The organism is Aeromicrobium sp. CFBP 8757 (genome assembly GCF_014841755.1).
Classification (GTDB): domain Bacteria; phylum Actinomycetota; class Actinomycetes; order Propionibacteriales; family Nocardioidaceae; genus Aeromicrobium.
In genome coordinates, this window is record NZ_JACYUM010000015.1 from 1 (window position 1) to 11615 (window position 11615).

At 72.4% G+C, this 11615-nt stretch carries 9 protein-coding genes; 7 read left to right on the forward strand and 2 right to left on the reverse strand.

Features of this window, described 5'->3' with window-relative positions:
- Positions 1–33: 33 nt before the first annotated feature.
- Positions 34–1869 (reverse strand): DUF3352 domain-containing protein, encoded by a 1836-nt coding sequence (locus tag IFT73_RS18440; RefSeq protein ID WP_192168894.1) that lies wholly within the window; start codon positions 1867–1869, stop codon positions 34–36.
- An 81-nt stretch (positions 1870–1950) separates the two neighbouring features.
- Complete coding sequence (locus IFT73_RS18445; RefSeq protein ID WP_192168895.1) at positions 1951–2529, reverse strand: PepSY domain-containing protein; 579 nt, start codon at positions 2527–2529, stop codon at positions 1951–1953.
- A 178-nt stretch (positions 2530–2707) separates the two neighbouring features.
- Between IFT73_RS18445 and IFT73_RS18450 the strand changes: the two genes are divergently transcribed.
- The 7 genes from IFT73_RS18450 to IFT73_RS18480 form a co-directional block, all read left to right on the forward strand.
- On the forward strand, positions 2708–3316 hold the full coding sequence (locus IFT73_RS18450; protein WP_371811329.1) for a TetR/AcrR family transcriptional regulator: 609 nt from the start codon (positions 2708–2710) through the stop codon (positions 3314–3316).
- Complete coding sequence (locus tag IFT73_RS18455; protein ID WP_192168896.1) at positions 3313–4116, forward strand: TIGR03084 family metal-binding protein; 804 nt, start codon at positions 3313–3315, stop codon at positions 4114–4116. Before IFT73_RS18450 ends, IFT73_RS18455 begins: the two co-directional genes overlap by 4 nt.
- Positions 4113–5888 (forward strand): acyclic terpene utilization AtuA family protein, encoded by a 1776-nt coding sequence (locus tag IFT73_RS18460; RefSeq protein ID WP_192168897.1) that lies wholly within the window; start codon positions 4113–4115, stop codon positions 5886–5888. The genes IFT73_RS18455 and IFT73_RS18460 overlap by 4 nt, the downstream gene beginning before the upstream one ends.
- Positions 5885–7069, forward strand: a complete 1185-nt coding sequence (locus IFT73_RS18465) for an acyl-CoA dehydrogenase family protein (RefSeq protein WP_192168898.1) — start codon at positions 5885–5887, stop codon at positions 7067–7069. The genes IFT73_RS18460 and IFT73_RS18465 overlap by 4 nt, the downstream gene beginning before the upstream one ends.
- Positions 7069–8673 (forward strand): acyl-CoA carboxylase subunit beta, encoded by a 1605-nt coding sequence (locus IFT73_RS18470; protein WP_192168899.1) that lies wholly within the window; start codon positions 7069–7071, stop codon positions 8671–8673. The genes IFT73_RS18465 and IFT73_RS18470 overlap by 1 nt, the downstream gene beginning before the upstream one ends.
- Positions 8674–8759: 86 nt before the next feature.
- Positions 8760–10688, forward strand: coding sequence for a biotin carboxylase N-terminal domain-containing protein (locus IFT73_RS18475; RefSeq protein WP_371811330.1), 1929 nt, complete (start codon positions 8760–8762; stop codon positions 10686–10688).
- Positions 10685–11615: acyl-CoA dehydrogenase family protein (locus IFT73_RS18480; protein WP_192168901.1), on the forward strand; the 931-nt coding region annotated here is incomplete at its 3' end. The genes IFT73_RS18475 and IFT73_RS18480, both read left to right, overlap by 4 nt.

Consider the following 11615-nt stretch of genomic DNA (forward strand, 5'->3'; position numbering starts at 1 on the left):
GCGCCCCCCCCCCGGCGTCGTGGGCGCGGGTGCCTAGTCGAACGACAGGCGCACGCGGGTCAGCGAGCGGTCTCCGTCCGTCGTCGACGAGGCGCCGAGCGCCCGCAGGGCCTTGGCCGACTCGATGCCCTTGCGCACGTCGGCCGGCGGATCGGCCTCGAGCAGCTTGTCGAGGATCGTGCCGATGTCGACGTAGAGGCCGCCGACGGCGTCGCCGTCGGGGATGACGCTCGTGAAGGCGTCCTGGTCGCCCAGCGACCCGTCGGGATCGGCGATCTCGTCGGCGGCACCCTGGTTGGTCGCGAGCACGGCGCCGTCGTCGGTCGGCGAGGCGACGAGCGGGATGCCGTTGTCGCCGGCCAGCTTCGCGATGCGCTGCACCAGGTCGAGGGCCGGGGCCTTCTCGGACGTCAGCGCGAGCGCCAGGTCGAGCGTGCTGAGGCCCTCGGGACCCGAGAGCGTCGGCAGCTTCTCGAGGTTCTTCGAGCCGATCGCGAGGGTCAGGTCGTCGCCGAACAGCGTCTCGATGTCCTCCGGCAGCTGCAGGCCGGTCTCGGTCTCGATGCTCTCGAGGAAGCTCTCGATGGTGAAGCCGGGGCTCGCGAACGGATCGGACGGATCGGAGCCGAACGGGTCGGCCGGGTCGGTCGGCTCGGTCGTCGGCGACGGGAACGTCGGGACGTCGGGCGTCGGGACGGTCGGGACCGTCGGGACGTCGGGCGTCGGGACGGTCGCCAGGACCGGGTCGGCCAGGGCGTCGGACGGGTCGGACGCGGTGCCGTCGAGGCCCGTGTCACCGGCGCCGCCGGAGAACTGCCGGTCGAACTCCTCGACGAACGAGTCGTACGCCTCGGAGACCTGGTCGCCGACACCGGCGACCGACAGGGCGGCGACGGTGTCGGCCGGCAGCGTGCCGAGCGGGGTCCCCTGGGTGGTGGCCTTGCTCTTCTCGTCGACCCCGCTCAGCACGCCGAGCTCGATCGCGTCACCGTCGGCGCGCAGCGCCGTGGCGACCGACCCCATGTCGACGACCCGGTCGAGCTCGCTGCCGAGCGCCTCCTTGGCCTGGGGGATCGACGACAGCGCCTCGAGGTCGATCCAGGCGGAGGCGATGCCCTGCTCGCCGAGCTCGTCGACGTCCTCGGAGAACTTCTCGCTGTCGGCCAGCGACGCCTTCTTCGTGGCGGCGACGGCCTTGTCGACGTCGGCCTGTTTCGGCGAGATCAGCGCGTAGCCGTCGAGGTAGGCCAGGCCGTAGTCCTCGCCGGCGCACTCGAACAGCTGCTTGATGCCGGCGCGCGACCTCGACTCGTCGGTGACCTGGACGGCGATGACGGCCGTCTTGTCCTCGACGTTGGCGCCGACGCCGATGCGGTCGCCGATCCACGGCTCGACGTCCTTCTCGTAGTCGACGTCGTCGCACGAGCTGGCGAGGATCTGCGGGAAGACGAGCTCGCGGATGTCGGCCTCGTCGCTCGTGATGCCGGCCTCGTCGGCGAGGTCGGGCACCTTGCGCAGCAGCTTGAACAGGTCGATCTTCTGGCTCGCGGACGGGTCGAGGTCGACCCGCGCGTAGATCTGGGTCGAGGCCGGCAGGACGTCGTCGGGCTGGGTGCCGCCTCCGCTGAGCCGGTCGTAGACCGCGTAGGCGCCGAGCCCGCCGCCCAGCACGAGCGCCGCCGCCACGCCGCCGACGATCGCCGTGCGTGCGCCACGACCGCGCTTGCCGCCACCGGTCGCGGCCGGGGCGTCGGGCGCCGGTGGGGGCGGCGGGGGCGGCGGTGCCGCAGCGGCGGACGGAGCCTGGACGACGCTCGGCTCGGACGGGGGCGGCGGCGGAGGAGGCGGGACGGGAGTCTGGTCGCTCATGCGGGATCCTTCTCAGCGGATTCTTGGGTCGCCTGAGCCTAGCCGAGGACGACGCCCTGTCTCACCGCCCGCTGACAGCCGTCAGCGATCGATCTTGGTGACGGTGAAGTCGGCGTCGAGCTCGACCGTCACGTCCTCGCCGCTCGGCAGCAGCACGTCGACCTCGTACACGTGGTCGGCGTCGTCGCTGCCGCTCGTCTCGGTGACGCGACCCTCACCGGTGGCCTTCAGGGCGGCGGCCTCGGCCTTCGTCCGGGTCTCGCCGAGCAGGCCGCGGTCGTCCTCGGGGGCGACGGCCGACGGCGCGCCGTCGGTGGGGGCGTCGCCGGACGGCGTGGCCGACGGGGCGTCGGTCGCGAAGTCCGCGGCCTTCGGCGGGCTGTTGGTCACGGCGAAGGAGTCGTCGAGCTCGACGTCGATGTCGGTGCCGTTCGGCAGCGTGACCTCGACCTGGTACTCGTACCGGTCGTCGCCGTCGCCGCGCTCGGCGTCCGTCACGGCGCCTCCGCCGACGTACGCGAGCGCCGCGGCCGAGGCCTTCTCGCGGTCTCCGGACGACAGGGCCTCGTCGTCGCTGCCCCCGCAGGCGCCGAGCGTGAGGGCGAGGGCCGAGATCGCGCCGACGGCGGCGAGGCGGGGGCGGAACGGGGTGGTGCGCATGGTGACTCCTGGGGATCGAGGTGGGTGAGCGGGAGGGGGAGTGTCGATGACCCCATCCCACCGCCTGCACGTGAGCACGCTGTGAGACCGCCGTGAGGGCGTTCTTATATTCGCCACGCAGCCTCGAAACAAACAAGCAGGCTTGACTGTTTGTACGTCGGCGGCGCATGCTGGTCGGGTGACGACCGATGCCGCCGTGCGCGCGACCCAGGGCGAGCGCACCCGCGCGATGCGCCTGCGCCTGATGGAGGCGACGGTCGACTCGCTCGTCGAGCTCGGCTGGTCGGGCACCACGACGACCGTCGTGAGCCGGCGCGCAGGAGTGAGTCGCGGTGCGCAGCTGCACCACTTCCCGAGCAAGCAGGCCCTCGTGGTCGCGGCGGTCGAGCACCTGACCGACCGCCGTCGCGACGACATGCGCCGGCACGCCGAGCGTCTGACCGGCGACGACCGCATCCGTGGCGTGCTCGACATCCTGGCCGACCAGTTCGTGTCGCCGGTGTTCTTCGCCGCGCTCGAGCTGTGGGTCGCGGCCCGCACCGACGCCGAGCTGCGCGAGTCGGTCGCGCCCCTCGAGCGCCGCATCGGGCGCGAGACCCACGCCTACGCGCTCGAGCTGCTCGGCATCGACGAGACCAAGGGCGACAACCGCCAGCTCGTCCAGGCGACGCTCGACCTGGTCCGTGGCCTGGGTCTGGCCGCCTCGCTGACCGACGACGCACGACGACGGGCGACCGTCCTCGATTCATGGGCTGCGGTCCTCGAGCATGAGCTGGAGATGTCATGAGCACCCTCGACGACGTCCTGTCCGACCTGACGGCCGAGAGCGTGCAGCTCGACCAGTGGGTCGCCGGGCTGGCCGAACCCGCCTGGTCGACCGTCACGACGCCCGAGGGGTGGACGGTCACCGACCAGATCGCCCACCTGCACTGGACCGACATGGCGTCGCTCACGGCCCTGCAGGAGCCCGAGGTGTTCGCCGACATGCTGCGGACCGCCGCCTCCGATCCCACGGGCTTCGTCGACGCGCAGTCGGCCGAGACCGCGCTGATCCCCCCGGGTGACCTGCTGATGGTGTGGCGCGAGGGGCGGGTCGAGCTCGACGCCGCCCTGCGCGACGTGCCGGACGGCGAGAAGGTGCCGTGGTTCGGGCCGCCCATGAGCCCCGCCTCGATGGCGACCGCGCGCATCATGGAGACGTGGGCGCACGGCCACGACATCGGCGAGGCGCTCGGCATCACGATTCCCACGACGTCGCGTGCACGGCACGTGTGCCACATCGGGGTGCGGGCCCGGGGCTACGCGTACCTCGTGCACGGCGAGACCGACCCCGGCGTCGACGTCCGGGTCGAGCTGACGGGCCCCGACGGTGACCTCTGGACGTGGGGCCCGACCGACGCCGACGAGCGGGTCACGGGCTCCGGGCACGACTTCGCGCTCCTCGCGACGCGCCGCCGGCACCTCGACGACGTCGACGTCGTCGCGCACGGCGAGCACGCGGCGCACTGGCTGTCGATCGTCCAGGCCTTCGCCGGCATGCCGGGCGCCGATCCCGTCCGACTCGCCGACCGGGGCTCCGACGCGTGAGCATCCGCATCGGCAACTGCTCGGGCTACTACGGCGACCGCCTGTCGGCGATGCGCGAGATGCTCGAGGGCGGTGACCTCGACTACCTGACGGGCGACTACCTCGCCGAGCTCACGATGCTGATCCTCGGTCGTGACCGCATGAAGGACCCGTCGCTCGGCTACGCCAAGACGTTCGTGCGGCAGATGGCCGACACGATGGGGCTGGCCAAGGAGCGGGGGGTCCGCATCGTCACGAACGCCGGCGGGCTCAACCCGGCGGGTCTCGCGGAGCGGCTGCGGGGCATCGCGGACGAGCAGGGCCTCGACGTCGCGATCGCGCACGTCGAGGGCGACGACCTGAGCGAGCGGTTCGGCGCGGACGCGCTGACGGCCAACGCCTACCTGGGCGCGTTCGGCATCGCCGCAGCCCTCGACGCGGGAGCCGACGTCGTCGTGACGGGGCGCGTCACCGACGCCTCGGTCGTCGTCGGGCCCGCCGTCGCGCACTTCGGGTGGGGGCGCGACGACCTCGACCGGCTGGCCGGGGCGGTCGTCGCGGGCCACGTCGTCGAGTGCGGGACGCAGGCCACCGGCGGCAACTTCTCCGGATTCGCCGATGTCGACATGTCGACTCCACTGGGCTTCCCGATCGCCGAGATCTCGGACGACGGCTCGGTCGTCATCACGAAGCACGCGGGCACGGGAGGCGCCGTCACGGTCGACACCGTCACCGCCCAGCTCGTGTACGAGGTGCAGTCGCCGCTCTACCTCGGGCCCGACGTCTCGACCCGTCTCGACACGGTGGTCCTGACCCAGCAGGGCCCCGACCGCGTCGCCGTCACGGGAGTCGTCGGCGAGGCACCGCCGTCCACCACGAAGGTCTGCCTCAACTCGGTCGGCGGCTTCCGCAACAGCGTCGAGTTCCTGCTGACGGGCCTCGACGTCGAGGCCAAGGCCGCGCTGCTCCAGCACCAGATGCAGGCCGCGATGACCGCGACGGGCGCACGGCCCGACGTCGTCGAGTGGCACCTCGACCGCACGGGTGTCGACGACCCGGCGACGCAGGCGCAGGCCACGTCGCTGCTGCGGCTGCACGTCCGCAGCGCCGCGCCCGAGCCGGTCGGGCGCGCCTTCAGCGACGCCGCGATCCAGCTCGCGCTGGGGTCGTACCCCGGGTTCAGCGTGTCGCGTCCCCCGGCGGCAGCGACCCCCTACGGCGTCTACAGCGCCGCGTACGTCGAGCAGTCGGACGTCCCCCACGTCGTGGTGCACCCCGACGGCCGCCGCGAATCCGTCCCCGCCCCGGACATCGCGAACGGTGCGGATCGGACGATCTGGGACGGCGCGTCTGACCGGACCGCACCGTTCGGGGACGGGAACGCACCACTCGACGGCGGGACGACGCCGACGACCCGCGCCCCGCTCGGACGTCTGGTGCACGCGCGGTCGGGCGACAAGGGCGGCGACGCCAACATCGGCGTCTGGATCCCGGCCGACCACCCCGCCCGCGACGACGCCTACGCCTGGCTCGTCGGCCTGCTCGACGCCGAGACGGTGCGCGAGCTGCTGCCCGAGGCGGCCGGGCTCGACGTCGACGTCCACCTCCTGCCGACGCTGTGCGCCGTCAATGTCGTCGTCCACGGCCTGCTCGGCGAGGGCGTCGCGTCGTCGACCCGCCTCGACCCGCAGGCCAAGGGCGTCGGCGAGTGGCTGCGCGCCCGCGTCGTCGACGTGCCGACGGCCCTGCTCCCCGACCACTCGACCGACACCGCCGCGGAGGCCGCCCGATGACCGTCTGGACCACCCCCGAGCGTCTCGCCCTGCGCGAGATGGTCACGTCCTTCACCGAGAAGGAGATCGCCCCGCACCTGCCCGCCTGGGAGGACGCGGGCATGCTGCCGCGCGAGCTGCACCGCAAGGCCGCGGACGTCGGTCTGCTCGGCATCGGCTTCGCCGAGGAGCTGGGCGGCAGCGGCGGCGACATCGTCGACGCGACGATCATGACCGAGGCGGTGATGGCCGGCGGTGGCTCCACCGGGCTGCTGGCGAGCCTGTTCACGCACGGCATCGCGATCCCGCACATCGTCGACAAGGGGAGCGCCGAGCTGGTCGACCGGTACGTGCGCCCGACGCTCGCGGGCGAGACGATCGGCTCGCTCGGCATCACCGAGCCCGGCGGCGGATCGGACGTCTCGGGGCTCACGACCCGCGCAGTCCGCGACGGCGACGAGTACGTCGTCAACGGCGCCAAGACGTTCATCACGTCCGGCGTGCGATCGGACTTCGTCACGACCGCGGTGCGCACGGGCGGGCCCGGCTTCGCCGGCGTCAGCCTGCTCGTGATCGACAAGGGGCTGCCGGGCTTCACGGTGTCCAAGCCGCTGCGCAAGATGGGCTGGCACTGCTCCGACACCGCCGAGCTGACGTTCGACGACGTGCGGGTGCCGGCCACCAACATCGTCGGCGACGTCGACGGTGGGTTCTCGCTGATCGTCGACCAGTTCGTGAACGAGCGGCTGAGCCTCGCGACGCAGGCCTACGCGACGGCGCAGCGCGCCCTCGACCTCGCGACCGACTACGCGAGGCAGCGCGAGACGTTCGGCAAGCCGCTCGTGACACGTCAGGTCATCCGCCACAAGCTCGTCGAGATGCACAGCCGCACCGCGGCCGCCCGGGCGCTGACGCGCGAAGCCGTCGAGCTGGCCGCCCTTGCATCGTCGGCCCCTAGCGACGGAGTCGCGGGAGGGAGCGCAGCGACCGAGGGGCCGCTGCTCGAGGCGGTCGTCGCCAAGAACGTCTCGGTCGCGGCCTGCGAGTGGGTCGTCTCCGAGGCCGTCCAGGTCTTCGGCGGCATGGGCTACATGCGCGAGTCCGAGGTCGAGCGCCACTACCGCGACGCCCGCATCCTCGGCATCGGTGGCGGCGCCACCGAGGTCATGACCGATCTGGCCGCCAAGCTGATGGGACTGTGATGAGGACTGCCGTCGACACGACCTCCGAGACGTACCGCGCCAACCGCGAGCGGATGCTCGAGCGCGTCGCCGACCTCGCCGCGCAGCACCGGCTGGCGGTCGACGCGGGTGGCGAGCGCAGCATCGAGCGGCACCGCCGCCGCGGCAAGCTGACGGCCCGCGAGCGCATCGAGCTGCTCGTCGACGCCGACGCGCCGTTCCTCGAGCTGTCGCCGCTGGCGGCCTGGGGCACCGACTTCACGGTCGGCGCGTCGGTCGTCACGGGCATCGGCGTCGTCGAGGGCGTCGAGGTGCTGATCGTGGCCAACGACCCCACGGTCAAGGGCGGCTCGAGCAATCCGAGCACCCTGCGCAAGAGCCAGCGGGCCGCGCAGATCGCGGACGAGTGCGGGCTGCCGACCGTCAACCTGGTCGAGTCGGGCGGTGCCGACCTGCCGACGCAGAAGGACATCTTCATCCCCGGCGGCGGCTCGTTCCGCAGCATCACCCGCGCCAGTGCCGACCGACGTCCGACCGTCGCGCTGGTCTTCGGCAACTCGACCGCCGGTGGGGCGTACGTGCCGGGCATGAGCGACTACGTCGTGATGGTCAAGGAGGGGGCGAAGGTGTTCCTCGGGGGCCCGCCGCTGGTCAAGATGGCCACGGGCGAGGAGTCCGACGACGAGTCGCTCGGCGGCGCCGAGATGCACGCCCGCACGTCGGGCCTGGCCGACTACCTGGCGGTCGACGAGCACGACGCGATCCGCATCGGGCGCTCGATCGTGAAGAACCTTAACTGGCGCAAGGCCGGCACGACGCCCGCACCGACGTTCGCCGAGCCCGCCCACGACCCCGAGGAGCTGCTCGGGATCGTCCCGACCGATCTCAAGATCCCGTTCGACCCCCGCGAGGTCATCGTCCGCGTCGTCGACGGCACCACGGACGGATCGAGCCCCTTCGACGAGTTCAAGCCCCTCTACGGGACGTCGCTCGTCACGGGCTACGCCCGCCTGCACGGGCACCCGATCGGCATCCTGGCCAATGCGCAGGGCGTGCTGTTCAGCGAGGAGGCGCAGAAGGCGGCGCAGTTCATCCAGCTCGCCAACCAGACCGACACGCCCCTGCTGTTCCTGCACAACACGACGGGCTACATGGTCGGCGCCGAGTACGAGCAGGGCGGCATCATCAAGCACGGCGCGCAGATGATCAACGCGGTCTCGAACTCGACCGTGCCGCACCTGTCGGTCGTCATGGGCGCCTCGTACGGAGCCGGCCACTACGGCATGAGCGGACGCGCGTACGACCCGCGCTTCATGTTCAGCTGGCCCAACGCCAAGTCGGCCGTCATGGGTCCGGCGCAGCTGGCCGGCGTCATCTCGATCGTCGCCCGCGGTGCCGCCGCGGCCAAGGGGCAGCCGTACGACGAGGACGGCGACGCGGCGATGCGCGCCATGATCGAGGAGCAGATCGAGAAGGAGTCGCTGGCGTACTTCACGTCCGGGATGCTCTACGACGACGGCGTCATCGACCCACGCGACACCCGCACGATCCTCGGCATCTGCCTCAGCGCCATCACGAACCGTCCCGTCCGGGGCGCCGAGGGATACGGAGTGTTCCGCCTATGAGCCGCACCAACGCACAAGAAGTGGGCACCTTCGGTCAGTCCACGCCCCTGAGATCGACATCAACTGCCCACATCTCGCGGGTGCTGGTGGCGAATCGGGGCGAGATCGCGCGGCGGGTGTTCCGCACGTGCCGCGACCTCGGCATCCGCACCGTCGCGGTGTTCTCGGACGCCGACGCGTCCGCACCGTTCGTCGAAGAGGCCGACGTCGCCGTCCGGCTGCCCGGCAGCGCACCGTCCGAGACCTACCTGCGGGGCGACCTCGTCATCGCGGCGGCGCTCGCGGCGGGCGCCGACGCCGTCCACCCCGGCTACGGCTTCCTGTCCGAGAACGCGCAGTTCGCGCGCGACGTCGAGGCGGCCGGCCTGGTCTGGATCGGCCCGACGCCGTCCGCGATCGAGGCGATGGGCGACAAGATCCGCGCCAAGGAGCTGATGCTCGACGCCGGCGTGCCGCAGCTCGGCCGGCTCGAGCCGCAGGCCGTCACGGCCGACGAGCTGCCCGTGCTGGTGAAGGCGTCGGCCGGTGGAGGTGGCCGCGGCATGCGCGTCGTCCGGCACCTCGACGACCTCGAGCGCACGATCGAGCAGGCGTCCGCCGAGGCCGCCTCCGCGTTCGGCGACCCGACGGTGTTCGTCGAGCGCTACCTCGAGGCGGCGCGGCACGTCGAGGTGCAGGTCATGGCCGACACCCACGGCACGGTATGGGTCGTGGGCGACCGCGACTGCTCGATCCAGCGGCGTCACCAGAAGGTCGTCGAGGAGGCCCCCGCCCCCGGGCTGTCCGACGCCGTCCGCGTGACCCTGCACGACGCGGCGCGCGCGGCGGCCCGGGCCGTCGACTACGTGGGCGCCGGCACGGTCGAGTTCATGGTCTCCGGCACCGGGTCGGACGAGGGCAGGGCGTTCTTCCTCGAGATGAACACCCGCCTGCAGGTCGAGCACCCCGTCACCGAGGAGGTCTTCGGGGTCGACCTCGTGGCCCTGCAGATCGCGGTGGCCGAGGGCGCGCCGCTGGTCGGCGACGTGCCGCCGCCGTCCGGGCACGCCGTCGAGGTGCGGCTCTACGCCGAGGACCCGGCCGACGACTGGCAGCCACAGACCGGCACCCTGCGGACGTTCGACGTCCCGTCCGGGCCGGGCGTGCGGGTCGACTCCGGCGTCGAGACCGGCTCGACGGTCGGCATCCACTACGACGCGATGATCGCCAAGATCGTCGCCCACGGGCCCGACCGCGCCACGGCCGTCCGACGACTCGGTGGCGTGCTGCGACGCTCGCGGGTGCACGGGCTCACCACGAACCTGGCGTTCCTGCAGGCGATCCTGGCCGACGAGTCGTTCGTGGCCGCCGATCTGCGCACCACGCTGCTCGACGACCGGCTCGACGCCTGGACGGCTCCGGCCGTCGACGAGCAGGCCCTGCACCGCTGCGTCTCGGCCGCCGCGCTCGCGCAGGCCACCGCCGCCGCGTCCGGGGCGGCGGTCCTGACGCGGGTGCCGCCGGCCTACCGCAACGTGCCGTCCGCGCCGCGGGTGCGCACCTACGCCGTGACCCCCGACCAGCACGTCGGGGTCGCGTACGAGAACCGCGGCGGCCGGCTCGCGCTCGTCACGGACGACCCGATCACGGTCGTCGAGGCCACGCCGACACGGGTCGTGCTCGAGGTCGACGGCGTCACCGAGACCTACGCCGTCACGATCGGCGTGGGCTCGGTCGACGTCGACGGGCCCCACGGCTCGCTCGACCTCGTGCCGGTGCCGCGGTTCGTCGACCCGTCCGACGTCGTCGCCGAGGGATCGCTCCTCGCCCCGATGCCGGCCGCCGTGGTCGAGGTGGCCGTGACCGACGGCCAGACGGTCTCCGCGGGCGACGTCGTCGTCGTCCTCGAGGCCATGAAGATGCAGCACACCATCACCGCGCCGACCGACGGCGTCGTGACCCAGCTGTCGGTGACGGCGGGCTCGCAGGTCGAGTCCGGTGCCGTCCTGGCCGTCATCGAAGGAGAGAACGCATGACCGTCGCATTCACCGAGTCCGAGGAGCGCCTCGCGCTGCGCAGGTCCGTCGCCGCCCTCGGCGACAAGTACGGCCGCAGCTACTTCGAGGAGGCCGCACGCGACGGCCGCAAGACCACCGAGCTGTGGGCCGAGGCGGGCCGCAACGGGTTCCTCGGGGTCTCGATCCCCGAGGAGTACGGCGGAGGGGGCGGCGACATCGGCGACCTCGCCGCGGTCTGCGAGGAGCTCGCGGCGGCCGGCAGCCCCCTGCTGCTGATGGTCGTCTCGCCGGCGATCGTCGGCACGATCATCGCCCAGTTCGGCAGCGACGAGCAGAAGAAGTCGCTGCTGCCGGGGCTCGCCGACGGCACGTCGACGTTCGCCTTCTCGATCACCGAGCCCGACGCCGGCTCCAACTCGCACAACATCATCACGACGGCGTACCGCGAGGCCGACGGCTGGCGGCTGACCGGCACGAAGACGTACATCTCGGGCGTCGACGAGGCCAGCCACGTGCTGGTCGTGGCGCGCTCCGAGGACGCTCGCACCGGCAAGCTCAAGCCGGCGCTGTTCCTCGTGCCCACCGACTCCGCGGGGTTCACGTACCAGGAGATCGACATGGGCATCGTGTCGCCGGAGAAGCAGTTCACGCTGTTCTTCGACGACGTCCTGGTGCCTGCCGAGGCGCTGATCGGCGGGGAGGGCGCCGGCATCGAGCAGCTGTTCGCGGGGCTCAACCCCGAGCGGATCATGGCGGCGTCGTTCGCGCTCGGCACGGCGCGGCTCGCCCTCGCCAAGGCGTCCGAGTACGCCAAGGAGCGCACGGTCTGGAAGGCCCCGATCGGCGCCCACCAGGCGATCGCGCACCCGCTCGCGCAGACGCACATCGAGATCGAGATGGCCCGGCTCATGACGCAGAAGGCCGCCGCGCTGTACGCGGCGGGCG

Bases quoted from the DNA above. Each gene is read 5' to 3' on its own strand.
- IFT73_RS18440 (WP_192168894.1), bottom strand. From the start codon at position 1,869: ATGAGCGACCAGACTCCCGTCCCGCCTCCTCCGCCGCCGCCCCCGTCC.
- IFT73_RS18445 (WP_192168895.1), bottom strand. From the start codon at position 2,529: ATGCGCACCACCCCGTTCCGCCCCCGCCTCGCCGCCGTCGGCGCGATC.
- IFT73_RS18455 (WP_192168896.1), top strand. From the start codon at position 3,313: ATGAGCACCCTCGACGACGTCCTGTCCGACCTGACGGCCGAGAGCGTG.
- IFT73_RS18465 (WP_192168898.1), top strand. From the start codon at position 5,885: ATGACCGTCTGGACCACCCCCGAGCGTCTCGCCCTGCGCGAGATGGTC.
- IFT73_RS18470 (WP_192168899.1), top strand. From the start codon at position 7,069: ATGAGGACTGCCGTCGACACGACCTCCGAGACGTACCGCGCCAACCGC.